Raw genomic sequence first — 26105 nt, forward strand, 5'->3', positions numbered from 1 at the left:
GAGATGGTCATGCCGGGCGACAACATCAAAATGGTTGTTACCCTGATTCACCCAATCGCAATGGACGAAGGTCTGCGCTTCGCAATCCGCGAAGGTGGCCGTACCGTTGGCGCGGGCGTTGTTGCCAAAGTTATCGCTTAATTACCGATAATATTTGACGCAATGCACGTGGAAAGGGCATCATTTGATGCCCTTTTTGTACGCTGTTACATAGAACCTGACTCATCAGTGATTGTGAACCATAATCATTGCTGAGACAGGCTCTGTTATGTGGCGCTGGATACCGAGTTACGCCCCAAAAGCTCATTCGGTTTGGATGCCTCGCAATGCGGGGCAGAATAGTTTCTGAATTATTGTGGCAGGTTGGTTTATGAGTGCGAATACCGAAGCTCAAGGGAGCGGGCGCGGCCTCGAAGCGCTGAAGTGGGTAGTGGTAGTCTTATTACTGCTTGCGGCGATCGTAGGTAACTACCTCTATCGCGACGTGACGCTGCCTTTGCGCGCGTTGGCTGTAGTAGTACTGATTGCGGCAGCAGGCGGCATTGCGCTTTTGACGACGAAAGGCAAAGCAACCGTGGCCTTTGCACGTGAAGCAAGAACCGAAATGCGTAAAGTTATCTGGCCAACCCGCCAGGAAACACTGCATACCACGTTAATCGTTGCCGCGGTTACTGCCGTGATGTCACTGATTTTGTGGGGGCTGGATGGTATTCTGGTCCGTCTGGTATCGTTTATCACTGGCCTGAGGTTCTGAGATGTCTGAAGCTCCAAAGAAACGCTGGTACGTCGTGCAGGCGTTTTCCGGTTTTGAAGGCCGCGTAGCACAGTCGCTGCGTGAGCACATCAAATTGCACAACATGGAAGAGCTGTTTGGCGACGTCATGGTTCCTACAGAAGAAGTTGTTGAGATCCGTGGTGGTCAACGCCGTAAAAGCGAGCGCAAATTCTTCCCCGGCTACGTATTGGTACAGATGGTGATGAATGACGCCAGCTGGCACCTGGTACGCAGCGTTCCGCGTGTTATGGGCTTTATTGGCGGTACATCCGATCGCCCGGCACCTATTAGCGATAAAGAAGTTGATGCGATTATGAACCGCCTGCAGCAGGTGGGTGATAAGCCGCGTCCAAAAACGCTGTTCGAGCCAGGCGAAATGGTACGTGTCAACGATGGTCCATTTGCCGACTTTAACGGTGTGGTAGAAGATGTGGATTATGAGAAGAGTCGTTTGACCGTTTCTGTGTCCATCTTCGGACGTGCAACACCAGTAGAACTCGACTTCGGTCAGGTAGAGAAAGGCTAACCTTTCCCGACTTACAATTTGGCTGTTGCAGCAGGCGCGAAATTTAACTATAATTTCGCGCCTTTTGTTTTTATGCGCTGGCAACAGCGTATAAATCGTTACCACGGGGAGCCTTCTACAGGCGCTATAACCCAATTGAGGAATTATCATGGCTAAGAAAGTACAAGCCTACGTCAAGCTGCAGGTTGCAGCTGGTATGGCGAACCCAAGTCCACCGGTTGGTCCAGCTCTGGGTCAGCAGGGTGTTAACATCATGGAATTCTGTAAAGCGTTTAACGCGAAGACCGAATCTCTGGAAAAAGGCCTGCCAACGCCTGTTGTTATCACCGTATACAGCGACCGTTCTTTTACCTTTATTACCAAAACGCCTCCGGCTGCCGTTCTGCTGAAAAAAGCAGCAGGCATCAAGTCAGGTTCTGGTAAGCCGAATAAAGATAAAGTCGGTAAAGTGACTCGTGCTCAGGTACGTGAAATCGCAGAAACTAAAGCTGCGGACATGACGGGTTCCGACGTTGAAGCGATGACTCGCTCAATCGAAGGTACTGCTCGTTCCATGGGCCTGGTTGTAGAGGACTAAGAAATGGCAAAGCTGACCAAGCGCATGAGCGTAATTCGCGACAAAGTTGACGCGACCAAGCAGTACGATATTGCTGAAGCAATCGCTTTACTGAAAGAACTGGCTACCGCTAAGTTCGTAGAAAGCGTTGACGTTGCCGTTAACCTCGGCATCGATGCACGTAAATCTGATCAGAACGTGCGCGGCGCGACTGTTCTGCCACACGGTACTGGTCGTTCAGTACGTGTAGCTGTCTTCACCCAAGGCGCAAACGCTGAAGCTGCTAAAGCAGCTGGCGCTGAGCTGGTAGGTATGGAAGACCTGGCCGATCAGATCAAGAAAGGCGAAATGAATTTTGACGTTGTGATTGCATCTCCAGATGCAATGCGCGTTGTTGGCCAGTTAGGCCAGATTCTGGGTCCACGTGGCCTGATGCCAAACCCGAAAGTGGGTACTGTAACGCCTAACGTTGCTGAAGCGGTTAAGAACGCTAAAGCAGGTCAGGTTCGTTATCGTAACGACAAAAACGGCATCATCCACACTACCATCGGTAAAGTGGACTTCGATGCTGACAAATTGAAAGAAAACCTGGAATCTCTGCTGGTTGCGCTGAAAAAAGCCAAACCTGCTCAGGCGAAAGGCGTGTATATCAAGAAAGTCAGCATCTCTACCACCATGGGCGCGGGTGTTTCCGTTGACCAGGCTGGTCTGACTGCCGTAGCAAACTAATTGCTACTTGAAACGGGCGAAAAATTCACCTAGAATCTTACGCCCGTTGTTCTGCATTCGTGCAGACGTCGAAGTGCGTGATTCAGATTGCGGTAAGACGGTGGCTGAGTCGGCTACCCGGAGCATGGTCAACTGTGCAACGGAAGCGGATAAAGACAGTCGGCGCAATAGCAATTTGAGTGGCGGCACGCGACCCAAATTTTAGGTTGGAGCCAGGCCTTATCCTGGCCTCCGTCCAAGACCGCAGGAGCGGCACATCCTCGGATGTAATGCTTAATACCCTGCGTAGACGGTGACAGAACCAAAAGATATTTTTCTTAACTGGATTCTGCTCACCGTGTAATAGCGCTTATTTTCCTCCGGGCGAGTAAGTGAAGTGAGTTCCGGGGAAATCCTTCCCCGGTCAAATCCAGGAGCTAAAGCTAATGGCATTAAATCTTCAAGACAAACAAGCGATTGTTGCTGAAGTCAGCGAAGTAGCCAAAGGTGCGCTTTCAGCGGTTGTTGCGGATTCTCGTGGCGTTACCGTTGATAAAATGACCGAACTGCGTAAAGCAGGTCGTGAAGCTGGCGTTTACATGCGTGTTGTTCGTAACACCCTGCTGCGCCGCGTCGTTGAAGGTACTCAGTTCGAGTGCCTGAAAGACACGTTTGTTGGTCCGACCCTGATTGCATATTCTATGGAACACCCGGGCGCTGCTGCTCGTCTGTTCAAAGATTTCGCGAAAGCGAATGCAAAATTCGAGGTCAAAGCTGCAGCCTTTGAAGGTGAGCTGATCACGGCGGCCAATATTGACCGTCTGGCAACTCTGCCGACCTACGAAGAAGCACTGGCACGTCTGATGTCGACCATGAAAGAAGCCGCTGCCGGCAAACTGGTTCGCACTCTGGCTGCTGTTCGCGATGCAAAAGAAGCGGCTTAAGGCCTCTCTTTTCTTCGTACTTGCTAACGTATAAACTTTTTCTGATTCTTAGGAACAATTGTTATGTCTATTACTAAAGACCAAATTCTGGAAGCCGTTGCCGCTATGTCCGTAATGGAAGTAGTTGAGCTGGTTTCTGCTATGGAAGAAAAATTCGGCGTTTCTGCTGCTGCTGCTGTAGCTGTTGCTGCTGGCCCAGCTGAAGCTGTTGAAGAGAAAACTGAATTCGACGTCGTTCTGAAAGCTGTTGGCGCGAACAAAGTTGCAGTTATCAAAGCCGTACGTACCGCAACTGGTCTGGGCCTGAAAGAAGCCAAAGATCTGGTTGAAGCAACTGGCGTGATCAAAGAAGGCATCAGCAAAGATGACGCAGCTGCACTTGAAGCTGCTCTGAAAGAAGCTGGCGCTGAAGTTGAAGTTAAGTAAGACAACCCTCGGGTTGCAGTCTGAGTAGTTTCAGACTGATGGCTGGTGGCTTTTTGGTCACCAGCCTTTTTGCGCTCCAGGGCCTCAATGGGGTTTCACACTGTTTGTCCATTGTTGCTCTTCAATATCTTTCTCTATCGACGACTTAATATACTGCTTTCCCGTGCGGGTTCCCTGCCCACGCTGAAGCAATGAAATGATTTAAGCGTGATAGAAAGAGGTATTGCACACACTGCAAAGCAGTAGGTGAATCAAACAAAATCGTGTTGCATGAACTGTCCTGTCAGGACGGACAGCGTGGGTCGACTTGTCAGCTAGCTGAGGAACCCTATGGTTTACTCCTATACCGAGAAAAAACGTATTCGTAAGGATTTTGGTAAACGTCCACAAGTTTTGGACATACCTTATCTCCTTTCCATCCAGCTTGATTCGTTTCAGAAGTTTATCGAGCAAGATCCAGAAGGTCAGTACGGACTGGAAGCTGCATTCCGCTCTGTATTCCCTATCGCGAGCTACAGCGGCAATTCTGAGTTGCAGTATGTCAGCTATCGCTTAGGTGAACCTGTCTTTGACGTGAAAGAGTGTCAGATCCGTGGCGTGACCTACTCGGCACCGCTACGCGTGAAACTGCGTCTGGTGATCTATGAGCGCGAAGCGCCAGAAGGCACTGTAAAAGACATTAAAGAACAAGAAGTCTACATGGGTGAAATTCCGCTCATGACTGACAACGGTACCTTTGTTATCAACGGTACTGAACGTGTTATCGTTTCTCAGCTGCATCGTAGTCCTGGCGTGTTCTTTGACAGCGATAAGGGTAAAACCCACTCATCGGGTAAAGTGCTGTATAACGCACGTATCATCCCTTACCGTGGTTCATGGCTCGACTTCGAGTTTGACCCGAAAGACAACCTTTTCGTCCGTATTGACCGTCGTCGTAAGCTGCCGGCCAGTATCATTCTGCGCGCACTGCATTACACCACTGCTCAAATCCTCGACGTCTTCTTCGAGAAAGTGGTGTACGAAATCCGTGACAACAAGCTGCAGATGGAACTGGTGCCAGAGCGCCTGCGCGGTGAAACCGCGACTTTCGATATTGAATCGAATGGCACGGTCTACGTTGAGAAAGGGCGTCGCATCACTGCGCGTCATATTCGTCAGCTGGAAAAAGACGGTATCCAACACATCGAAGTGCCTGTTGAATACATCGCGGGCAAAGTGGTTGCTAAAGACTACATCGATGAGAACACCGGTGAGCTGATCGTCGCGGCGAATATGGAACTGTCGCTGGATCTGCTGGCGAAGCTGAGCCAGTCTGGTCACAAGCGCATTGAAACGCTGTTCACCAACGATCTGGATCACGGCCCTTACATCTCCGAGACGCTGCGCGTTGACCCAACCAATGACCGCCTGAGCGCGCTGGTTGAGATCTACCGCATGATGCGTCCTGGTGAGCCGCCAACGCGTGAAGCTGCAGAGAACCTGTTTGAGAACCTGTTCTTCTCTGAAGATCGTTACGATCTTTCTGCAGTCGGCCGCATGAAGTTTAACCGTTCGTTGCTGCGTGATGAAATCGAAGGTTCAGGTATCCTGAGCAAAGAAGACATCATCGAAGTGATGAAAAAACTGATCGACATCCGTAACGGTAAAGGCGAAGTGGACGATATCGACCACCTCGGTAACCGTCGTATTCGTTCAGTCGGTGAAATGGCTGAGAACCAGTTCCGTGTCGGTCTGGTACGTGTTGAGCGTGCAGTGAAAGAGCGTCTTTCTCTGGGCGATCTTGATACGCTGATGCCACAGGACATGATCAACGCCAAGCCCATTTCGGCGGCGGTGAAAGAGTTCTTTGGTTCCAGCCAGCTGTCTCAGTTTATGGATCAGAACAACCCGTTGTCAGAGATTACGCACAAGCGTCGTATCTCTGCTCTCGGCCCGGGTGGTTTAACCCGTGAGCGTGCCGGCTTCGAAGTGCGTGACGTACACCCAACGCACTACGGTCGTGTCTGCCCAATCGAAACCCCTGAAGGCCCGAACATCGGTCTGATCAACTCCTTGTCTGTGTACGCGCAGACGAACGAGTACGGTTTCCTGGAAACACCTTATCGTCGCGTTATTGACGGTGTGGTTTCCGATGAAATTCATTACCTTTCTGCAATCGAAGAAGGTAACTACGTTATCGCTCAGGCGAACACCAACCTGTCAGAAGAAGGTGCGTTCGTTGATGACCTGGTCACCTGCCGTAGCAAAGGCGAATCAAGTCTGTTCAGCCGCGATCAGGTTGACTACATGGACGTTTCCACCCAGCAGGTGGTTTCTGTCGGTGCGTCACTGATCCCGTTCCTGGAACACGATGACGCCAACCGCGCCCTGATGGGTGCGAACATGCAACGTCAGGCCGTTCCTACTCTGCGTGCTGATAAGCCGCTGGTAGGTACCGGTATGGAGCGTGCTGTAGCCGTTGACTCAGGTGTTACCGCGGTTGCGAAACGTGGCGGTACCGTTCAGTACGTTGATGCATCTCGTATCGTTATCAAAGTAAACGAAGACGAAATGTATCCGGGCGAAGCGGGTATCGACATCTACAACCTGACCAAATACACCCGTTCTAACCAGAACACCTGTATCAACCAGATGCCATGTGTGTCTCTGGGTGAGCCAGTTGAACGTGGTGATGTGCTGGCTGACGGCCCATCCACCGATCTCGGTGAGCTGGCGCTCGGTCAGAACATGCGCGTCGCGTTCATGCCGTGGAATGGTTACAACTTCGAAGACTCCATCTTAGTCTCCGAACGCGTGGTTCAGGAAGATCGCTTCACTACCATCCACATTCAGGAACTGGCATGTGTGTCTCGTGACACCAAGCTGGGGCCAGAAGAGATTACCGCTGATATCCCGAACGTGGGCGAAGCGGCACTCTCTAAACTGGATGAGTCCGGTATTGTTTATATCGGTGCTGAAGTGACCGGCGGTGACATTCTGGTGGGCAAAGTGACGCCGAAAGGCGAAACCCAGCTGACACCAGAAGAAAAACTGTTGCGTGCGATCTTCGGTGAGAAAGCGTCTGACGTTAAAGATTCTTCTCTGCGTGTACCTAACGGTGTCTCCGGTACGGTTATCGACGTTCAGGTCTTCACCCGCGATGGCGTGGAAAAAGACAAACGTGCGCTGGAAATCGAAGAGATGCAGCTGAAGCAGGCTAAGAAAGACCTGTCTGAAGAGCTGCAGATCCTGGAAGCGGGCCTGTTTAGCCGTATCCAGTCTGTTCTGATTTCGGGTGGCGTTGAAGCAGACAAACTGGACAAGCTGCCGCGTGAGCGTTGGCTGGAACTGGGTCTGACTGACGAAGCCAAGCAAAACCAGCTGGAACAGCTGGCCGAGCAGTACGACGAACTGAAGCACGAGTTTGAGAAAAAACTCGAAGGTAAGCGTCGTAAAATCACACAAGGCGATGATCTGGCACCTGGCGTGCTGAAAATCGTTAAGGTTTATCTGGCCGTTAAACGTCAGATCCAGCCTGGTGATAAAATGGCGGGTCGTCACGGTAACAAAGGTGTTATCTCTAAGATCAACCCAATCGAAGACATGCCTTACGATGAGAACGGTACGCCGGTCGATATCGTACTGAACCCGCTGGGCGTACCATCGCGTATGAACATCGGTCAGATCCTTGAAACTCACCTGGGGATGGCAGCGAAAGGTATCGGCGAGAAAATCAACGCGATGCTGAAGAAGCAGGAAGAAGTCGCCAAACTGCGCGAATTCATCCAGCGTGCTTACGATCTGGGCACTGATGTGCGTCAGAAAGTTGACCTGAATACCTTTACTGATGACGAAGTCCTGCGCCTGGCTGAGAACCTGAAAAAAGGTATGCCAATTGCCACGCCGGTGTTTGATGGTGCGAAAGAGAGCGAAATCAAAGAGCTGTTAGAGCTTGGCGGTCTGCCTTCTTCCGGTCAGATTACCCTGTTTGATGGCCGTACGGGCGAGCAGTTCGAACGTCAGGTAACCGTGGGTTATATGTACATGCTGAAACTCAACCACCTGGTTGATGACAAGATGCACGCACGTTCTACCGGTTCCTATAGCCTCGTTACTCAGCAGCCGCTGGGTGGTAAGGCACAGTTCGGTGGTCAGCGCTTCGGTGAGATGGAAGTATGGGCGCTGGAAGCTTACGGTGCTGCGTATACCCTCCAGGAAATGCTTACCGTTAAGTCTGATGACGTTAATGGCCGTACCAAGATGTATAAGAACATCGTGGATGGCAACCATCAGATGGAACCTGGCATGCCTGAATCGTTCAACGTACTGTTGAAAGAGATTCGTTCGCTGGGTATCAACATCGAGCTGGAAGACGAGTAACCCTCAGTAACAGGCCTGGCCTGGAAGCGCAGGGTTAACGCGCTCGCATTTGTACTGGTTATGGGGCGTTCAATTTCGGTTGGACGCCCCTGAGTCTCACTCCGACGGGAGCAAATCCGTGAAAGACTTACTTAAGTTTCTGAAAGCGCAAACTAAAACCGAAGAGTTTGATGCGATCAAAATTGCGCTGGCATCGCCAGACATGATCCGTTCCTGGTCTTTCGGTGAAGTGAAAAAGCCGGAAACCATTAACTATCGTACCTTCAAGCCAGAGCGCGATGGTCTGTTCTGTGCCCGTATCTTTGGGCCAGTAAAAGATTACGAATGCCTGTGCGGTAAGTACAAGCGTCTGAAACACCGTGGTGTGATCTGCGAGAAGTGCGGCGTTGAAGTGACCCAGACTAAAGTGCGTCGTGAGCGCATGGGCCACATTGAGCTGGCTTCACCTACCGCACACATCTGGTTCCTGAAGTCACTGCCTTCGCGTATCGGCCTGCTGCTAGATATGCCACTGCGTGACATCGAACGCGTGCTGTATTTTGAATCTTATGTCGTTATCGAAGGTGGCATGACCAACCTTGAGAAGCGTCAGATTCTGACTGAAGAGCAGTACCTGGATGCGCTGGAAGAATTCGGTGACGAATTTGACGCGAAGATGGGTGCAGAAGCGATTCAGGCACTGCTGAAAAATATGGATCTGGAGCAAGAGTGCGAACAGCTGCGCGAAGAGCTGAACGAAACGAACTCCGAGACCAAACGCAAAAAGCTGACCAAGCGTATCAAGCTGCTGGAAGCGTTCGTTCAGTCTGGTAACAAGCCAGAGTGGATGATCCTGACCGTGCTGCCAGTCCTGCCACCGGATCTGCGTCCGCTGGTACCACTGGACGGCGGCCGCTTTGCGACATCAGATCTGAACGATCTGTATCGCCGCGTGATCAACCGTAACAACCGTCTGAAACGCCTGCTGGATCTGGCCGCGCCAGATATCATCGTGCGCAACGAAAAACGTATGCTGCAGGAAGCGGTAGATGCCCTGCTGGATAACGGTCGTCGCGGTCGTGCGATCACGGGTTCTAACAAGCGTCCTCTGAAATCTTTGGCTGACATGATCAAAGGTAAGCAGGGTCGTTTCCGTCAGAACCTGCTCGGTAAGCGTGTTGACTACTCTGGTCGTTCTGTTATCACCGTAGGTCCTTACCTGCGTCTGCATCAGTGCGGTCTGCCGAAGAAAATGGCACTGGAGCTGTTCAAACCGTTCATCTACGGCAAGTTGGAACTGCGTGGCCTGGCCACCACCATCAAAGCCGCTAAGAAGATGGTTGAGCGTGAAGAAGCTGTCGTTTGGGATATCCTGGACGAAGTGATCCGCGAACACCCGGTACTGCTGAACCGTGCACCAACCCTGCACCGTTTGGGTATCCAGGCATTTGAGCCCGTCCTGATCGAAGGTAAAGCTATCCAGCTGCACCCGCTGGTTTGTGCGGCTTATAACGCCGACTTCGATGGTGACCAGATGGCTGTTCACGTACCGCTGACGCTGGAAGCCCAGCTGGAAGCGCGTGCGCTGATGATGTCTACCAACAACATCCTGTCACCTGCGAACGGCGAGCCAATCATCGTTCCTTCACAGGACGTTGTACTGGGTCTGTACTACATGACCCGCGACTGTGTTAACGCCAAAGGCGAAGGCATGGTGCTGACTGGTCCGAAAGAAGCTGAACGCGTTTACCGCGCTGGCCTCGCTTCGCTGCACGCTCGCGTTAAAGTGCGTATCACTGAGCACGAGAAAAACGAGCAGGATGAGTGGGTTTCTAAAACCAGCATCATCGACACAACTATTGGTCGCGCCATCCTGTGGATGATCGTGCCAAAAGGTCTGCCTTTCTCCATCGTCAACCAGGCGCTGGGCAAGAAAGCGATCTCCAAGATGCTGAACACCTGTTACCGCATCCTGGGACTGAAACCAACGGTTATCTTTGCTGACCAGACCATGTACACCGGCTTTGCCTATGCGGCACGTTCAGGTGCGTCTGTGGGTATCGACGACATGGTTATCCCAGAGAAGAAAGTGGAAATCATCACCGAAGCGGAAGCAGAAGTGGCTGAAATCCAGGAACAGTTCCAGTCTGGTCTGGTGACCGCGGGTGAACGCTATAACAAAGTGATCGATATCTGGGCTGCGGCCAACGAACGCGTTGCTAAAGCGATGATGGAAAACCTCTCTACCGAACTCGTGATCAACCGCGATGGCGTGGAAGAGCGTCAGGTTTCCTTCAACAGTATCTTTATGATGGCCGACTCCGGTGCGCGTGGTTCTGCTGCACAGATTCGTCAGCTGGCCGGTATGCGTGGTCTGATGGCTAAGCCAGATGGCTCAATCATCGAGACGCCAATTACCGCGAACTTCCGCGAAGGTCTGAACGTACTCCAGTACTTCATCTCGACGCACGGTGCACGTAAAGGTCTGGCGGATACCGCACTGAAAACGGCTAACTCCGGTTATCTGACGCGTCGTCTGGTTGACGTTGCGCAGGATCTGGTTGTCACCGAAGACGACTGTGGCACGCACGAAGGCATCATGATGACGCCAGTCATCGAAGGTGGCGACGTAAAAGAGCCACTGCGTGAGCGTGTTCTGGGTCGTGTGACAGCAGAAGACGTCCTGAAGCCGGGTACTGCTGACATTCTGGTTCCACGTAACACGCTGCTTGATGAGCACTGGTGTGACGTGTTGGAACTGAACTCAGTAGACAGCGTGAAGGTACGTTCGGTTGTAGGTTGTGAAACCGATTTTGGTGTGTGTGCACATTGCTATGGTCGCGACCTGGCACGTGGTCACATCATCAACAAAGGTGAAGCAATCGGTGTTATCGCGGCACAGTCTATCGGTGAGCCGGGTACACAGCTGACGATGCGTACGTTCCACATCGGTGGTGCAGCATCACGTGCGGCTGCTGAATCCAGCATTCAGGTGAAGAACAAAGGTACGATCAAGCTGACCAATGCCAAGTCGGTAACCAACTCGGCAGGTAAGCTGGTTATCACCTCGCGTAACGTTGAACTGAAAATGATCGACGAATTTGGCCGTACGAAAGAGAGCTATAAAGTTCCTTACGGTGCTGCCATGGCGAAAGGTGATGGTGAGCAGGTTGCAGCGGGCGAAACCGTTGCAAACTGGGACCCACATACCATGCCGGTTATCACTGAAGTGGGCGGTTTCATTCGCTTCACTGATATGATCGACGGTCAGACCATTACCCGTCAGACTGACGACCTTACCGGTCTGTCATCGCTAGTGGTGCTGGATTCTGCCGAGCGTACCGCGGGTGGTAAAGACCTGCGTCCAGCCCTGAAAATCGTTGATGCTAACGGCAACGATGTCCTGATCCCTGGTACCGATATGCCAGCTCAGTACTTCCTGCCAGGTAAAGCGATTGTACAGTTAGAAGATGGCGTGAAGATTAGCTCGGGTGATACCCTGGCGCGTGTTCCGCAGGAATCTGGCGGTACCAAGGATATTACCGGTGGTCTGCCACGCGTTGCTGACCTGTTCGAAGCGCGTCGTCCGAAAGAGCCAGCTATTCTGGCGGAGATCAGCGGCATCATCTCCTTCGGTAAAGAGACGAAAGGCAAGCGTCGTCTGGTCATTACTCCGCTGGATGGTAGCGATCCGTACGAAGAGATGATTCCGAAATGGCGTCAGCTGAACGTGTTCGAAGGTGAACGTGTTGAGCGCGGTGACGTGGTTTCCGATGGCCCTGAGTCACCACATGACATCCTGCGCTTGCGTGGCGTGCATGCGGTTACCCGTTACATCACTAACGAAGTGCAGGAAGTTTACCGTCTGCAAGGCGTTAAGATTAACGATAAGCACATCGAAGTTATCGTTCGTCAGATGCTGCGTAAAGCGACCATCATGAGCGCGGGCAGTACCGAGTTCCTGGAAGGTGAGCAGGCTGAATTCTCTCGTATCAAGATCTCTAACCGTGAACTTGAAGCGAACGGAAAAGTTGGCGCAACCTTCATGCGTGATCTGCTGGGTATTACCAAAGCGTCACTGGCAACCGAATCGTTCATCTCTGCGGCATCGTTCCAGGAAACCACGCGTGTCCTGACCGAAGCGGCAGTGGCAGGCAAGCGCGACGAACTGCGCGGTCTGAAAGAGAACGTTATCGTGGGACGTCTGATCCCAGCCGGTACGGGTTATGCTTATCATCAGGATCGTATGCGCCGCAAAGCGGCAGGCGAAGTACCGGTAGCACCGCAGGTTACTGCGGATGAAGCCTCTGCAAGCCTGGCTGAATTGCTGAACGCTGGTCTGGGCGGTAAAAACGACGAGTAATCGTCAAACGCCCGATAAAAAACCCTGCTCAGGCAGGGTTTTTTTTTATCTTAGAATCATCAGCGGATATCGTTTCGGTCTAGCCCAATGTCTTTTAATTGACAGTCACTGAGCCGGGATAAAATAGCCCGGGTTTCACGCTGACATTGCCAGCGTCTGATGCTGCCCCAGACGAGGCGTAAGAAACGAAACGGTCTTATCGTAAATGGCCTGGCCGCGCGGTTTTCTTCATATCCCATGATCCTGCCCTCAGTTGTTTATCTGAGAAACATTTTCACGCAGTGCGTATTTTCAATACAGATGCACGATAAGCAAATATTTAACATACAGATTGCGCTGCAGGCGAACTGAATGGTAGAAATAATCTCTATCTGTACTGCTTTACGGGGCGGTCAATTTTCACAGGGCATACAATGACGCGATATCAACATTTGGCCATGCTGCTGGAAAAGCGCATTGAGCAGGGGCTGTATCGGAGCGGCGAACGTTTACCTTCAGTGCGGAGTCTGAGTGCTGAGCACGGCGTCAGTATCAGCACGGTGCAACAGGCGTATTATTTGCTGGAGCAGAAACAGTTAATCGTTCCACAGTCGCGTTCAGGCTACTTTGTTGCGCCCCATAAGGCGATGCCGCCCATCCCGGCACTGACCCGACCGGTGCAACGACCCGTAGAAATAACCCAGTGGGATGCGGTATTTGAACTGCTTAACAGCCGGCTGGAAGACGATATATTGCAGTTGGGCAGCGGCATGCCGGATTTAACACAATCCACCCTGAAACCCCTCTGGAAAGCCTTTAGCCGACAGGCTCAGAAGCAGGAAAGTCACCTGCTGAATTACGATAATCTGTATGGTGTAGCCTGCCTGCGGGAGCAGATCGCCCGACTGATGATTGACAGCGGTTGCCAGCTTACCCTTGAAGACATTGTGATAACAACCGGCTGCCATGAAGCACTGTCCGTGTCCGTTCGTGCTGTCTGCCAGCCGGGCGATATCATCGCCGTGGAATCTCCATCCTTTCACGGCATTATGCAGACGCTGCGTGGTTTTGGCATTCGCGCCATTGAGATCCCCACGGATTCGGTGACGGGCATCAGTCTTGAGGCGCTGGAGCTGGCGTTTGATCAGTGGCCAATTAAAGCTGTCGTAGTGGTGCCTAACTGTAATAACCCGCTTGGCTTTATCATGCCCGAGAAGCGAAAGCGCGCCTTGCTGACCCTGGCGCAACGTTTTGACGCCGCGATTATTGAAGACGATGTGTATGGTGAACTGGCCTGGGAGTACCCGCGACCGTCATCCATTAAATCTATGGATGAAGATGGGCGCGTGTTGCTGTGCAGTTCATTTTCCAAAACGCTGGCACCGGGTTTACGCGTCGGTTGGGTTGCGCCGGGACGCTACCGCGATCGGGTACTGCATATGAAATATATCGGCACCGGCTCCACCGCGACCCAGCCGCAGCATGCGGTAGCAGAGTTTATTCGTCAGGGGCACTACCAGACCCATTTACGGCGGATGCGTCAGGTTTATCAGCACAACTACGAAACCTTTATTTGCTGGGTCAGGCACTATTTTCCTTGTGGGATCTGCGTTACGCGGCCTCAGGGCGGCTTTCTGATGTGGATTGAACTGCCAGAAGCCTTTGATGCGGTGCAGCTTAATAACACGCTGCGCCAGTCGGGTATTCAGATTGCTGTCGGCTCGCTGTTTTCCGCCTCGGGCAAATATCGTAACTGCCTGCGTCTGAATTACGCGCTGCCCGCCAGTGATACCATCGAACGGGCACTGGCGATAACCGGCAAGGCCGTGGAGCAGGCAATCATAGCCTGCTCCCATGATAAATTGATGGAGTCAGTCCCTTATCTCTCTGAACCTGCAGTTGAGAAGCAGGGCCAGAAAGAGGAGGAGGCTGGCCCTGGTCCGGCAATCCCTGCTGGACGCCTGTGACTTTAAAGGGCATTAAAAAACCGCGCCAGCAGCAATATGAATTGCCGTGCGCGGCTTTCCAGTTTTTATCTACCGATTGCACTGACTGCGCGTATTTTTGCGCGATAACGCCAGTTAATGCGCGGTTTCAGGCTCGGCAAGCTGCAGCAGAATACGCGTGGCTTCCTGCCAGTCTTCTGCCTGGGTAATCGCGCTCACCACCGCAATGCTGCCGACGCCGGTGGCTAAGACCTCAGGTGCACGGGCAATGCTGATGCCACCGATCGCGACAGTAGAAATGCCCGCCAGCCGACCCAAATGGCGTTTAAGTTCAGCCAGCCCTTGCGGAGAAGAAGGCATCGCTTTCGTCTGCGTGGGGAAGATGTGCCCCAGAGCAATGTAAGAAGGGCGCAGCGCCAGCGCCCGATCCAGCTCCGCATCGTCATGGGTTGACAGCCCCAGTCGCAAGCCAGCGTGCAAAATCTGCTGAAGATTCGCGACGTCTAAATCCTCCTGGCCCAGATGAACGCCATAAGCCTGATGTTTAATCGCCAACTGCCAGTAATCATTGATAAACAGACGTGCCTGATAGCGCTTACCTGCGGCGATAGCCCGAATAATAAAGGGTTCAACCACCTCATCGGGCTGATCCTTGATCCGAAGCTGAAGGGTTCGCACACCGGCGTCTAACAGACGTTCAATCCATTCAACGCTGTCGACAACCGGATACAGCCCTAAGCGTGGTGCGGTGGCGGGAAAGGCGTCCATTTATTCCTCCTTAAGAGCGGTTGCGGGATGATAGAGCTCACCGCCGCGCTCACGAAAATTATCTGACATCTTTGCCATCCCCACTTCAATCGCCTGGGCTTCTGCTTCCTGCTTCGCGGCATAGTCGCGTACTTCCTGGGTAATTTTCATTGAGCAAAATTTGGGGCCGCACATGGAACAGAAGTGCGCAACCTTACCTGATTCCTGCGGCAGGGTTTCGTCGTGATAAGCGCGTGCCGTATGGGGGTCCAGCGCAAGATTAAACTGATCTTCCCAGCGAAACTCAAAACGCGCTTTCGACATGGCGTTGTCGCGGATCTGCGCCCCCGGATGGCCTTTTGCCAGATCGGCGGCGTGCGCGGCGATCTTGTAGGTAATCAAACCCTGTTTCACATCGTCTTTATTCGGCAGACCCAGGTGCTCTTTCGGCGTGACATAGCAGAGCATGGCGCAACCGAACCAGCCAATCATTGCCGCACCAATGCCAGAGGTAAAATGATCGTAACCCGGAGCAATATCGGTGGTCAGTGGACCCAGGGTGTAAAACGGCGCTTCATGACAGTGTTCCAGCTGTTCAGTCATGTTGCGACGGATCATTTGCATGGGAATATGACCGGGGCCTTCAATCATGACCTGTACATCGTATTCCCAGGCGATTTTTGTCAGCTCACCCAAGGTGTGCAGTTCTGCAAACTGCGCGTCGTCATTGGCATCCTGAATTGATCCCGGACGCAGACCGTCTCCCAGCGACAGCGAAATATCATAAGCAGCACAAATTTCACAGATGTCGCGGAAGTGCTCATAGAGAAAGCTCTCTTTGTGATGCGACAGGCACCACTTCGCCATAATGGACCCACCACGAGAGACGATGCCGGTCAGGCGTTTCGCGGTCATGGGGACATAGCGCAACAGCACCCCAGCATGGATAGTAAAATAATCCACGCCCTGTTCAGCCTGTTCCAGCAAGGTATCACGGAAGGTGTCCCAGTTCAGGTCTTCTGCTACACCGTTAACTTTCTCAAGCGCCTGATAGATCGGGACTGTACCGATCGGCACCGGGCTGTTACGCAAAATCCATTCGCGGGTTTCATGGATGTAGCGCCCTGTAGAGAGGTCCATAACGGTATCCGCGCCCCAACGGGTTGACCACACCAGCTTTTCCACCTCTTCCTCAATGGAGGAGGTCACGGCGGAGTTGCCAATATTCGCATTTACCTTCACCAGAAAGTTACGCCCAATGATCATGGGTTCGGATTCAGGATGATTGATATTCGCCGGGATGATGGCGCGTCCGGTTGCCACTTCCTGACGCACAAACTCAGGTGTAATATTTTCCGGCAAATGCGCGCCAAAGCTGTGCCCCGGATGCTGTTGTAACAGCACTTCACCACGGATGCGTTCCCGGCCCATATTTTCCCGCAGCGCGATAAATTCCATCTCCGGCGTGATAATGCCCTGGCGTGCATAGTGCAACTGGGTCACGCAGCGGCCGGCTTTAGCGCGACGCGGCGTTGGCAGGTGTTCAAAACGGAGATGATCCAGCCCGTCATCGGCCAGCCGCTGCTGCGTGTAGGCTGAGCTGATTTGCATCAGATTCTCGCTGTCATTACGTTCTTCAATCCAGCGCGCGCGCAGTTTATCCAGCCCGCGATGAACATCGATTTGTGCTGCCGGATCGCCATAGGCGCCCGCCGTATCATAAATCGGTACGGGCTCATTCTCCTCATAAACAGGCGCGTCTTTACTGCCGCTGATCAGGGTAGGGCTGAGTTGAATTTCCCGCATCGGGACACGAATATCGTCGCGACTGCCGGTGAGCCAGATACGTTTTGAGTTGGGAAAGGCGCTGCCGCCCTGAAGAGAATCAATAAATTCCTGTGCCTGAGCACGTTGTTCGCGACGGGTCGTTTTCGCAGTAGACATAGCAATATTCCAGTAAGTGGGAAGGTTGCTTGTCCGGAGTTCGGAAGGAGTAACGGCACTGCTGGCACCATCCGGTGGCGTACCGTATAAATTTACTCTTGTTCCCTTCGCAGGTTCTAACCTGATCAGGTTCCGCGGATCCCGAATTAACGGTCTCAGCCCAGAGGGCACTCCGACAAGATGTGGTTTTAACGCTTTACGCGACGACGCCTGCGCTGCCTTACCTGTAAATAACCGATAACGAGAGCAGGACGTGTAGGTAACGTTTCAACCGTAAAACACCGACTACATTAGGCATTACGTTTAAAGCCCACTCAGCATAAGGGGGCTTTTTACTAATCACAAGTCTTTTACAATCGATGAGGTTTTAGGCAGGGCGGGCAATTTCGCTGTCGTTAGCCACGGGCGGGGTAAGGTGGTTATCCCATGCCATCTGAATTAACTTGTCCTCAAGGGTAAAGCGTCCTTCAAGGGCTTCACCCACCTCTGAGAGGGCATTCTGAAAGGTGACATAGTTATCGTCATCAATCGCCTGCTGAAGATGCCCGTCATACAATTGCATCAGTTTTTCGGTGTTGGCTTCCAGCGAGGGATAAATCTGCGTGGCGGCCAGCAACGGGCTGGTGCCGTCCATTTCACCGATCAGGCGTTGGTAAAGACTAAAGTGGCCTGATGACAGGTAATCGACCAGATTATGGCAAAAGTTATCAAGCGCCTGTTCATCCAGACGAGTCAGTGCCTCTTTCTTTGGCTTAATACCGACCAAATGATAATAAGAAACCAATAGCTGGCGGCGAGCGGCCAGCCATGAATCTACCAGTTCATTACTGCCACCTACGCGTTTGGTCAGAACGTCTAACTGGTTGAGCATAGTTAACTCCGTATGAGTTATGCACCTTCATATTTCAGATTAGCGATGCGTCAATTGCGCTTGTTCTCCACGAGCCAGTCGGGGATAAATAAGCGTGCTGTCGTCTTGCAACCAGAATTATTTGGGTATAGTTGTTCATCTACACACTTAACATCGGGACTTCAGCGTGCGGGTTGACGCTAAGGATGACGAAATAAATGCAATGCGAAATTTCAAGCGTAGACGCTGGATGGTGGATTGTCAGCAGTGAACAGAAAATTTGGTTACCGCAAGGGGATCTCCCTCACGGTAATGCGCAACAGTTTGGCCTGACAGGCCATCAGGGACGCGTTATCGGCGAATGGCAGAGTGAGAAAGTCTGGCTGGTTTGCGAAGCACGTTCAGAGGATATGCTGTCGCTGCGGCAGTTGCTTAACGAAGATCCGGCGCTATTTCAGCTGGCGGGGCGCGGTGTACAACTGGCCGAGTTTTATCGCTCTCATCGCTGGTGTGGCTACTGTGGTCATGAGATGCACCCCAGCAAGCGTGAGTTTGCCTGTCTGTGCAGTCACTGTCGTGAACGTTACTATCCACAAATTGCGCCCTGCATTATCGTTGCGATTCGCCGGGGGGACGAGATCCTGCTGGCTAATCATGCGCGCCATCGTAATAACATTTACACTGTGCTGGCCGGGTTTGTTGAGGTCGGTGAAACCATTGAACAGGCTGTCGCGCGTGAGGTGATGGAAGAAAGCAATGTGCGTGTCAGGAATGTTCGCTATGTTACATCGCAACCCTGGCCCTTTCCGCAATCCCTGATGATGGCCTTTATGGCGGAATATGATGGCGGTGAGTTACAGCATGACGGTAAAGAGCTGCTGGATGCCGGCTGGTTCCGCTTTGATGCGCTGCCGTTACTTCCTCCGCCCGGTACCGTTGCCCGCCGATTAATTGAAGATACCGTGGCCCTCTGCCGCGCTGAGGCGTGAGAGTGCTACACTACTCGCTTGATACCGAGAGAGTCCTGACATGAGTGAACTGAAGAACGACCGTTATTTGCGCGCCCTGTTACGCCAGCCTGTAGATGTCACCCCCGTATGGATGATGCGGCAAGCCGGGCGTTATTTGCCGGAATATAAAGCGACGCGCGCCCAGGCGGGTGATTTTATGTCGCTATGCAAGAATGCCGAACTGGCCTGCGAAGTCACCCTCCAACCCCTGCGTCGCTTCAAGCTGGATGCGGCAATCCTCTTCAGTGATATTCTCACCATTCCTGATGCCATGGGGTTAGGGCTGTACTTCGAAACGGGTGAAGGCCCGTGTTTCTCTAATCCAGTAACGTGCCGTGCCGATGTCGATCGCCTGCCCGTACCCGATCCTGAACAGGAACTGGGTTACGTGATGAACGCGGTGCGCACCATCCGTAAAAATCTCAATGGCGAGGTGCCTTTAATTGGCTTCTCAGGTAGCCCGTGGACACTGGCGACCTACATGGTTGAAGGGGGAAGTAGCAAAGCCTTCACCAAAATTAAAAAAATGATGTACGCCGAGCCGGCCACGCTGCACGCCATGCTGGATAAGCTGGCTGACAGCGTCATTCTCTATCTCAATGCCCAGATTCGCGCCGGTGCGCAGTCGGTGATGGTATTTGACACCTGGGGCGGCGTGTTAACCGGGAACGACTATCGTGAGTTCTCGCTTTACTACATGCATAAAATTGTCGACAGCGTGCTACATGAAAACGAAGGCCGTCGCGTGCCGATCACCTTGTTTACCAAAAATGGCGGGCAATGGCTGGAAGCGATTGCCGAGACGGGCTGTGACGCACTTGGTCTGGACTGGACGATCGATATCAGCGAAGCCCGTCGTCGCGTTGGCCACAAAGTCGCTTTGCAGGGCAACATGGACCCATCCATGCTCTACGCACCGCCCGCGCGAATTGAGCAGGAAGTCGCTACGATCCTGGACGGGTTCGGCAAGGGCGAAGGCCACGTCTTCAATCTTGGGCACGGCATCCATCAGGATGTGCCGCCAGAGCACGCAGGTGTATTTGTTGAGGCGGTGCACCGGCTCTCACGCCCGTATCATCAGGAGTCTTAATGGATATCGCTGCACTCCGCGCGGAGCAATTACAGCGTGCCGCAGAGGTCGTGCGGCAGGATGATTTTGACGTACTGCCGCCACGCTTTATCGGTGGCGCAGACGTCGGTTTTGAGCAGGAAGGTGCAGTCACGCGTGCTGCGCTGGTCATTCTTGAATACCCGTCCCTGAAGCTGGTGGAGCATCGCATCGCGCGCATTGACACCACCATGCCTTACATTCCCGGTTTCCTCTCTTTCCGTGAGTATCCGGCGCTGTTGGCGGCATGGAACATGCTGGAGCAGAAGCCCGACCTGTTATTTGTCGATGGTCATGGCATTTCACATCCACGCCGGCTCGGTGTGGCTTCGCATTTTGGGTTGATGGTCGATGTCCCCACTATCGGCGTCGCGAAAAAACGTCTGTGCGGGCGCTTTGAGGCGTTGGATGAAACCCCCGGCAGTCGCCAGCCGTTAGTGGACAAAGGTGAGCAAATTGGCTGGGTATGGCGCAGCAAGGCGCGCTGTAATCCGCTGTTTGTGGCCACCGGACACCGCGTCAGTCTGGACAGCGCCCTGCAGTTGGTCGAAAAGTGTACACAGGGATACCGTTTACCGGAACCTACCCGCTGGGCGGATGCTGTGGCATCCCAACGCCCCGCATTTCTGCGCTGGCAAAGCGCGCTTTAACACTGTTTGTATGGCGCTTTTGCGTTACACTGCCGCCAGCGAAATGAATAAGAGCTCTGTGTATGTTACAAAACCCTGTGCATCTGCGTCTGACCAAGCTGGAAAGCTGGCAACATCTGACGTTTATGGCTTGCCTGTGCGAGCGCATGTATCCCAACTACGTGGCTTTTTGCCAGCAAACCGAGTTTGCCGATCCTGCCCTTTACCGCCGTATCCTGGACCTGATTTGGGAAACGCTGACGGTAAAAGACGCAAAGATCAATTTTGACAGCCAACTGGAAAAGCTTGAAGCAGCGATTCCCGATGGTGATGCGTTTGAGGTATACGGTGTGTATCCGGCAATTGATGCCTGCGTTGCATTGAGTGAAGTCCTGCACTCGCAGTTAAGCGGTGAAACGCTTGAGCATGCGATTGAAGTCAGTAAGACTTCGATCACCACCGTTGCCATTCTGGAAATGACTCACGAAGGTCGCGAAATGACCGATGAAGAGCTGCGAGAAAATCCGGCTGTCATCGACGAATGGGACCTGCAATGGGAGATTTTTCGCCTGCTCGCGGATTGTGAAGAGCGAGACCTTGAATTGATAAAAGGTCTGCGATCCGACCTGCGTGAAGCGGGAATTAGTAACATCGGTATAAAAATTCAGCAATAAGGCGAGAAAACGTGACTTCAGGCCTTAATTAGCGCGCCTGGAGGCTTCACATCAGCCCCCTGTCTGGTCTACATTTGGGGGGCTGAAAATTGTGGCTATCGGTGCGTGCAGGCTGAAGAGTGCCCGAAGCCGGCTTTTCCCTCGCACTCGTTGCTTAGCAAGCGATAAATACACTTTAAGGATAACTTATGAACAAGACTCAACTGATTGATGTGATCGCAGAAAAAGCTGACCTGTCTAAAACCCAGGCTAAGGCAGCGCTGGAATCTACTCTGGCTGCAATCACCGAGTCTCTGAAAGAGGGTGATGCTGTACAACTGGTTGGTTTTGGTACTTTTAAAGTGAACCACCGCGCTGAGCGTACCGGTCGTAACCCACAGACTGGCAAAGAAATCAAAATCGCTGCGGCAAACGTACCTGCATTCGTGTCTGGTAAAGCTCTGAAAGACGCCGTTAAGTAAGACGTCGCATTGCGGTAACGTTTTAAACAGGGGCGATTTCGCCCCTTTTGTTTAAGGGCCAGCCACCATGACTACGCTGTTCCAGCGATTATCTGCCCTGTTCCTCTCCTCACTGATTATCGGGTGCAGCTCAACCCCCGACATCCCGGCTTTCTCGGCCAGCGGTTACCTTGCCGATCGCGGCAGTGTACGTATCTGGCGCAAAAATACCGATCATCATTCGGTACATATTCGTACGCTGTACAATCCGTTCAACAGTGAAAAAAGTGAAATTACTGATTATCGCTGGCTTGGGGATGACTTAATCAGCGTAGAGCGTCAGGTCAAAGGCGATAAGCCAGACGACGTCACCTTACGCTTTGATCAAAATGGCAGCCTTAATTTCATGCAGCGCCAGCTCGCGACGCGCCGTGAGGCAGTCAGTCCAGATGCAGTGGAGCTTTACAAGTTCGATGCACAACGTATGCGCGAAGTCAGCGATGCGCTGTTAAGTGGTCGTGTGTTCTTGAAACAGGGGCACTGGTCAGGCGGAAGGGCTGTGGAAACCTGTGAGGGCCAGCAGGTGACGCCTGCTTTTGACAGTTATGCCCTGCAGACGCTAACACATTACCGCAGCAATAAGACGGGACCGTTGATGATTTCGTGGCTGGAAGCCCCTGAAGGCGTGCAGCTACTGCGTGTCAGTCAAAAAGATGAGTGTGCAGATGCGCCTGAAGAGGCAGACTTCTGAGACAGTAAAAAGGGGCACTGGGTGCCCCTTCGTTCTTTATTTACGGTCAATTGCACGATAGCCGATATCGCGTCGGCAGAAGCTGCCTTGCCAGGAAATCGGTTTAGCCAGTTCGTAAGCCCGTTTCTGTGCCGCAGCGACATCGTCGCCTAAGGCGGTGACGCACAAAACGCGCCCGCCGTTGGTCAGCACCCGATCGTCTTCAAGGCGAGTCCCAGCGTGGAAAACTTTGCCGTCGGCAGCCTCTTCCAGCGGCAGACCGTGAATGTGATCGCCGTTATTGTAGTGACCGGGATAGCCGCCAGCGGCCAGCACCACACCAAGCGATGGACGCGGGTCCCATTGGGAATCCTTCTGGTCTAGCTTTCCGTCGCAGGCCGCCAGACAGAGATCCACCAGATCCGACTGCAGGCGCAGCATGATAGGCTGCGTTTCTGGATCGCCGAAGCGGCAGTTGAATTCGATCACTTTCGGCTGACCCGCCTGATCGATCATCAGCCCGGCATATAAGAAACCAGTATAAACGTTGCCTTCTGCCGCCATGCCGCGCACGGTTGGCCAGATAACCTGATCCATTACGCGCTGGTGGATCGCATCGGTTACAACCGGGGCAGGGGAATACGCGCCCATTCCCCCGGTGTTCGGTCCGGTATCGCCGTCACCCACACGTTTATGATCCTGGCTGGTGGCCATCGGCAACACGTTCTCGCCATCAACCATCACAATAAAGCTGGCTTCTTCGCCGTCCAGGAACTCTTCAATAACAATACGGTGTCCCGCGTCACCAAACGCATTGCCTGCCAGCATATCGTGCACGGCGTCTTCTGCTTCCTGCAGCGTCATTGCCACAATGACACCTTTACCGGCTGCCAGTCCGTCGGCTTTGATGACAATCGGCGCACCCTTTTCACGAAGATAAGCCAGCGCAGGGGCGACCTCTGTAAAATTCTGGTACTCCGCACTCGGTATGTTATGACGTGCCAGGAAGTCCTTGGTAAAGGCTTTAGATCCTTCCAGTTGCGCGGCGGCCTGGGTCGGGCCAAAGATTTTTAAGCCCGCCGCACGGAACGCATCAACGACACCTGACACCAGCGGCGCTTCAGGGCCAACGATGGTGAGATCGATCTGTTCACGCTGGGCGAAGGCCAGTAAGGCAGGAATATCGGTTGGTGCAATGTCGACGTTCTGCAACGCGGGTTCCAGTGCGGTGCCTGCATTGCCCGGTGCAACAAAAACGGTTTCCGCCAGCGGCGACTGTGCTGCCTTCCAGGCCAGTGCGTGTTCACGTCCGCCGTTACCAATGATTAAAATTTTCATAAAACGCTCCACAGAATTAATGGCGGAAGTGACGCATATCGGTAAAGATCATGGCAATGCCATGCTCATCGGCTGCCGCAATGACTTCATCGTCGCGAATAGAACCGCCCGGCTGAATCACACAGCTGACGCCCACGGCAGCAGCGGCATCAATGCCGTCGCGGAACGGGAAGAAAGCATCGGAAGCCATCGCGGACCCTTTCACTTCCAGACCTTCATCACCGGCTTTAATGCCTGCAATTTTGGCTGAGTAGACGCGGCTCATCTGTCCGGCACCAATGCCGATGGTCATGTTGTCTCGTGCATAGACAATCGCGTTAGACTTAACGAATTTGGCTACTTTCCAGCAGAACAGCGCGTCACGCAACTCCTGCTCTGAAGGCTGGCGCTGACTTACCACGCGTAGCTGGCTGGCATCGACCATACCGAGATCGCGATCCTGAACCAGCAAACCTCCGTTCACACGTTTGAAATCAAGGGCGGCGACCCGACCTTGCCATTTACCGCATACCAGAACGCGGACGTTCTGTTTAGCCGCCGTAATTTTCAGCGCAGCTTCCGTTGCTGCAGGGGCGATGATGACTTCAACAAACTGCCGACTGATGATGGCCTTTGCGGTAGCCTCATCCAGTTCGCGGTTAAAGGCAATAATGCCGCCGAAGGCAGAAGTGGGGTCAGTCTGATAAGCGCGCTCGTAAGCCGCCAGAATGGACTCGCCCACAGCGACACCACAAGGGTTAGCATGTTTGACAATAACGCAGGCGGGCTCAACAAACTCTTTCACGCACTCAAGCGCGGCATCGGTATCCGCGATGTTGTTATAAGACAGCGCTTTGCCCTGCACCTGCCTGGCGGTAGCGACTGATGCTTCCTGCACATCTTCTTCTATATAGAAGGCCGCGTCCTGATGGCTGTTCTCGCCATAGCGCATATCCTGCTTTTTAATGAAGTTAAGATTGAGAGTCCGCGGGAAGCGGCCTGCAGGTTGGCTGGTTTCGCCATGATAAGCCGGGACCAGGCTGCCAAAATAGTTGGCGATCATGCTGTCGTACGCGGCGGTATGTTCAAAAGCTTTAATCGCCAGATCGAAACGGGTTTCGAGCGTGAGCGAGTTCTGGTTGGCGTCCAGCTCGGCGATAATGGCCTGGTAGTCGCTGCTCTTAACCACAATGGCTACGTCTTTGTGGTTTTTGGCTGCCGAACGCACCATCGTTGGGCCGCCAATATCAATATTTTCGACAGCGTCTTCCAGTGAACAATCCGGCTTTGCGACGGTTTGGGCAAAGGGATAAAGGTTTACGACCACCATATCGATAGGGCTGATAGCGTGCTGCGCCATTACGGCATCATCTTGCCCACGACGTCCTAAAATACCGCCGTGTACTTTTGGGTGCAGTGTTTTAACGCGTCCATCCATCATTTCCGGGAAACCGGTGTAGTCAGACACTTCGGTGACGGGCAGTCCCGCCTCTGCCAGCAGGCGAGCGGTACCACCTGTGGAGAGTAGCTCAACACCGCGCTGGGAGAGTGCCTGAGCAAATTCGAGGATGCCGGCTTTATCAGAAACACTGAGCAGGGCGCGGCGTAAAGGACGAGGTTGTTGCATGGTGGTTTTATCCCTTGGCTTTGATTCGCGTAAATAAGAGCGTTACATCAAGCTTGCGTGCTCACTTCTCTCTATATAGAGAAGCAAAAGCGTAAAAACTTCAGGTAACGCCCCGAAAAGGGGCATCCATTGCGTTGCGGGGCATTGTAGCGAAAACGTTTGCGTGATGCTCGTCTAAATTTAACGCTTCCAGGAATGTGGATAACTTTGTGTGTAACTGCGTATAAAGTGGGGTTTTGCTGTGGAATGCAGCGAACGGTCATTTTTATTGAATTTAGCCCTTGTCAGCCTGAGAGAACTCCCTATAATGCGCCTCCATCGACACGGCACAACGGCTTACGGAATGCGGTGTTGAGAGGTTCAGGAAACTGAACCGCCGGAGAAAAACTTCTGAAAAAGAGGTTGACTCTGAAGGAGGAAAGCGTAATATACGCCACCTCGCGACAGACGGTTAACCCGCTGTTCGCA

21 protein-coding genes, 1 pseudogene and 1 riboswitch are annotated in these 26105 nt (G+C 52.9%); of the genes and pseudogenes, 16 read left to right on the forward strand and 6 right to left on the reverse strand.

The genetic code is table 11. From position 1 onward, the window contains the following. From tuf to rpoC, 9 genes and pseudogenes are all read left to right on the forward strand, one after another. Positions 1-141: pseudogene (gene tuf, locus FBY13_RS22955) on the forward strand (elongation factor Tu); the annotation flags it as partial. A gap of 229 nt (positions 142-370) precedes the next feature. Further along, entirely contained in the window at positions 371-754 is a 384-nt protein-coding gene (gene secE, locus FBY13_RS22960; protein ID WP_014606967.1) for a preprotein translocase subunit SecE, read from the forward strand. Between the two features lies 1 nt (position 755). Next, positions 756-1301 carry a transcription termination/antitermination protein NusG gene (gene nusG, locus FBY13_RS22965; RefSeq protein ID WP_003848088.1) on the forward strand — a complete coding sequence of 182 codons (546 nt, stop codon included), beginning with the start codon at positions 756-758 and terminating at the stop codon, positions 1299-1301. A gap of 148 nt (positions 1302-1449) precedes the next feature. Then, positions 1450-1878 (forward strand): 50S ribosomal protein L11, encoded by a 429-nt coding sequence (gene rplK, locus FBY13_RS22970; RefSeq protein ID WP_006121495.1) that lies wholly within the window; start codon positions 1450-1452, stop codon positions 1876-1878. A 3-nt stretch (positions 1879-1881) separates the two neighbouring features. Next, positions 1882-2586: a 50S ribosomal protein L1 gene (gene rplA / locus FBY13_RS22975; protein WP_063877940.1), complete on the forward strand. Its 705-nt coding sequence runs from the start codon at positions 1882-1884 to the stop codon at positions 2584-2586. Between the two features lie 425 nt (positions 2587-3011). Beyond that, positions 3012-3509 (forward strand): 50S ribosomal protein L10, encoded by a 498-nt coding sequence (gene rplJ / locus FBY13_RS22980; protein ID WP_003848098.1) that lies wholly within the window; start codon positions 3012-3014, stop codon positions 3507-3509. 63 nt (positions 3510-3572) lie between these two features. After that, positions 3573-3935, forward strand: coding sequence for a 50S ribosomal protein L7/L12 (gene rplL, locus FBY13_RS22985; protein ID WP_009092660.1), 363 nt, complete (start codon positions 3573-3575; stop codon positions 3933-3935). 330 nt (positions 3936-4265) lie between these two features. Next, entirely contained in the window at positions 4266-8294 is a 4029-nt protein-coding gene (gene rpoB, locus FBY13_RS22990) for a DNA-directed RNA polymerase subunit beta (protein ID WP_109718354.1), read from the forward strand. 118 nt (positions 8295-8412) lie between these two features. Next, positions 8413-12636 carry a DNA-directed RNA polymerase subunit beta' gene (rpoC, locus tag FBY13_RS22995; RefSeq protein WP_063877942.1) on the forward strand — a complete coding sequence of 1408 codons (4224 nt, stop codon included), beginning with the start codon at positions 8413-8415 and terminating at the stop codon, positions 12634-12636. A 59-nt stretch (positions 12637-12695) separates the two neighbouring features. Here the strand turns inward: rpoC and FBY13_RS23000 are convergent, their stop codons facing one another. Beyond that, positions 12696-12875, reverse strand: a complete 180-nt coding sequence (locus tag FBY13_RS23000) for a DUF1127 domain-containing protein (protein WP_096011318.1) — start codon at positions 12873-12875, stop codon at positions 12696-12698. A 174-nt stretch (positions 12876-13049) separates the two neighbouring features. On the opposite strand from FBY13_RS23000, the gene FBY13_RS23005 reads away from it, so the two are divergent. Next, positions 13050-14582 (forward strand): PLP-dependent aminotransferase family protein, encoded by a 1533-nt coding sequence (locus tag FBY13_RS23005; protein WP_145395240.1) that lies wholly within the window; start codon positions 13050-13052, stop codon positions 14580-14582. A 114-nt stretch (positions 14583-14696) separates the two neighbouring features. Here the strand turns inward: FBY13_RS23005 and thiE are convergent, their stop codons facing one another. The 3 genes from thiE to FBY13_RS23020 all read right to left on the reverse strand — a co-directional run bounded on the left by thiE (position 14697) and on the right by FBY13_RS23020 (position 18123). Further along, entirely contained in the window at positions 14697-15329 is a 633-nt protein-coding gene (gene thiE / locus FBY13_RS23010; RefSeq protein ID WP_145395241.1) for a thiamine phosphate synthase, read from the reverse strand. Then, the gene (thiC, locus tag FBY13_RS23015; RefSeq protein WP_145395242.1) at positions 15330-17252 is read right to left on the reverse strand and encodes a phosphomethylpyrimidine synthase ThiC; all 1923 of its coding nucleotides are present in this window, start codon (positions 17250-17252) and stop codon (positions 15330-15332) included. Positions 17253-17337: 85 nt separating this feature from the next. Continuing rightward, a riboswitch (TPP riboswitch) is annotated at positions 17338-17437 on the reverse strand. A gap of 182 nt (positions 17438-17619) precedes the next feature. Beyond that, the gene (locus FBY13_RS23020) at positions 17620-18123 is read right to left on the reverse strand and encodes an Rsd/AlgQ family anti-sigma factor (RefSeq protein WP_063877947.1); all 504 of its coding nucleotides are present in this window, start codon (positions 18121-18123) and stop codon (positions 17620-17622) included. Between the two features lie 197 nt (positions 18124-18320). Here FBY13_RS23020 and nudC point away from each other — a divergent pair, with 197 nt between their 5' ends. From nudC to FBY13_RS23050, 6 genes are all read left to right on the forward strand, one after another. Further along, on the forward strand, positions 18321-19091 hold the full coding sequence (nudC, locus tag FBY13_RS23025; protein WP_063877948.1) for an NAD(+) diphosphatase: 771 nt from the start codon (positions 18321-18323) through the stop codon (positions 19089-19091). 40 nt (positions 19092-19131) lie between these two features. Continuing rightward, the gene (gene hemE / locus FBY13_RS23030; protein WP_063877949.1) at positions 19132-20202 is read left to right on the forward strand and encodes a uroporphyrinogen decarboxylase; all 1071 of its coding nucleotides are present in this window, start codon (positions 19132-19134) and stop codon (positions 20200-20202) included. Continuing rightward, on the forward strand, positions 20202-20870 hold the full coding sequence (nfi, locus tag FBY13_RS23035) for a deoxyribonuclease V (RefSeq protein WP_145395243.1): 669 nt from the start codon (positions 20202-20204) through the stop codon (positions 20868-20870). Before hemE ends, nfi begins: the two co-directional genes overlap by 1 nt. A 62-nt stretch (positions 20871-20932) precedes the next feature. Next, entirely contained in the window at positions 20933-21523 is a 591-nt protein-coding gene (locus FBY13_RS23040; protein WP_063877951.1) for a YjaG family protein, read from the forward strand. A 188-nt stretch (positions 21524-21711) separates the two neighbouring features. Beyond that, on the forward strand, positions 21712-21984 hold the full coding sequence (gene hupA / locus FBY13_RS23045; RefSeq protein WP_006121511.1) for a nucleoid-associated protein HU-alpha: 273 nt from the start codon (positions 21712-21714) through the stop codon (positions 21982-21984). Between the two features lie 67 nt (positions 21985-22051). After that, entirely contained in the window at positions 22052-22714 is a 663-nt protein-coding gene (locus FBY13_RS23050; protein WP_063877952.1) for a DUF1481 domain-containing protein, read from the forward strand. Between the two features lie 36 nt (positions 22715-22750). On the opposite strand, the gene purD is transcribed toward FBY13_RS23050, so the two are convergent. Both purD and purH read right to left on the reverse strand, forming a co-directional pair. Then, positions 22751-24031 carry a phosphoribosylamine--glycine ligase gene (purD, locus tag FBY13_RS23055; protein WP_145395244.1) on the reverse strand — a complete coding sequence of 427 codons (1281 nt, stop codon included), beginning with the start codon at positions 24029-24031 and terminating at the stop codon, positions 22751-22753. A gap of 16 nt (positions 24032-24047) precedes the next feature. Then, complete coding sequence (gene purH / locus FBY13_RS23060) at positions 24048-25637, reverse strand: bifunctional phosphoribosylaminoimidazolecarboxamide formyltransferase/IMP cyclohydrolase (protein WP_096011312.1); 1590 nt, start codon at positions 25635-25637, stop codon at positions 24048-24050. Between the last annotated feature and the right edge of the window lie 468 nt (positions 25638-26105).

Source organism: Pantoea sp. SJZ147, from assembly GCF_007828605.1.
Taxonomy (GTDB): domain Bacteria; phylum Pseudomonadota; class Gammaproteobacteria; order Enterobacterales; family Enterobacteriaceae; genus Pantoea; species Pantoea allii.

Bases quoted from the DNA above. Each gene is read 5' to 3' on its own strand.
- rplK (WP_006121495.1), top strand. From the start codon at position 1,450: ATGGCTAAGAAAGTACAAGCCTACGTCAAGCTGCAGGTTGCAGCTGGT.
- nudC (WP_063877948.1), top strand. From the start codon at position 18,321: ATGCAATGCGAAATTTCAAGCGTAGACGCTGGATGGTGGATTGTCAGC.
- secE (WP_014606967.1), top strand. From the start codon at position 371: ATGAGTGCGAATACCGAAGCTCAAGGGAGCGGGCGCGGCCTCGAAGCG.
- FBY13_RS23020 (WP_063877947.1), bottom strand. From the start codon at position 18,123: ATGCTCAACCAGTTAGACGTTCTGACCAAACGCGTAGGTGGCAGTAAT.
- rplL (WP_009092660.1), top strand. From the start codon at position 3,573: ATGTCTATTACTAAAGACCAAATTCTGGAAGCCGTTGCCGCTATGTCC.
- FBY13_RS23050 (WP_063877952.1), top strand. From the start codon at position 22,052: ATGACTACGCTGTTCCAGCGATTATCTGCCCTGTTCCTCTCCTCACTG.
- FBY13_RS23040 (WP_063877951.1), top strand. From the start codon at position 20,933: ATGTTACAAAACCCTGTGCATCTGCGTCTGACCAAGCTGGAAAGCTGG.
- purD (WP_145395244.1), bottom strand. From the start codon at position 24,031: ATGAAAATTTTAATCATTGGTAACGGCGGACGTGAACACGCACTGGCC.
- rpoB (WP_109718354.1), top strand. From the start codon at position 4,266: ATGGTTTACTCCTATACCGAGAAAAAACGTATTCGTAAGGATTTTGGT.
- hupA (WP_006121511.1), top strand. From the start codon at position 21,712: ATGAACAAGACTCAACTGATTGATGTGATCGCAGAAAAAGCTGACCTG.
- nfi (WP_145395243.1), top strand. From the start codon at position 20,202: ATGGATATCGCTGCACTCCGCGCGGAGCAATTACAGCGTGCCGCAGAG.
- rplA (WP_063877940.1), top strand. From the start codon at position 1,882: ATGGCAAAGCTGACCAAGCGCATGAGCGTAATTCGCGACAAAGTTGAC.
- FBY13_RS23005 (WP_145395240.1), top strand. From the start codon at position 13,050: ATGACGCGATATCAACATTTGGCCATGCTGCTGGAAAAGCGCATTGAG.
- thiE (WP_145395241.1), bottom strand. From the start codon at position 15,329: ATGGACGCCTTTCCCGCCACCGCACCACGCTTAGGGCTGTATCCGGTT.
- thiC (WP_145395242.1), bottom strand. From the start codon at position 17,252: ATGTCTACTGCGAAAACGACCCGTCGCGAACAACGTGCTCAGGCACAG.
- hemE (WP_063877949.1), top strand. From the start codon at position 19,132: ATGAGTGAACTGAAGAACGACCGTTATTTGCGCGCCCTGTTACGCCAG.
- purH (WP_096011312.1), bottom strand. From the start codon at position 25,637: ATGCAACAACCTCGTCCTTTACGCCGCGCCCTGCTCAGTGTTTCTGAT.
- rplJ (WP_003848098.1), top strand. From the start codon at position 3,012: ATGGCATTAAATCTTCAAGACAAACAAGCGATTGTTGCTGAAGTCAGC.
- nusG (WP_003848088.1), top strand. From the start codon at position 756: ATGTCTGAAGCTCCAAAGAAACGCTGGTACGTCGTGCAGGCGTTTTCC.
- FBY13_RS23000 (WP_096011318.1), bottom strand. From the start codon at position 12,875: ATGGGATATGAAGAAAACCGCGCGGCCAGGCCATTTACGATAAGACCG.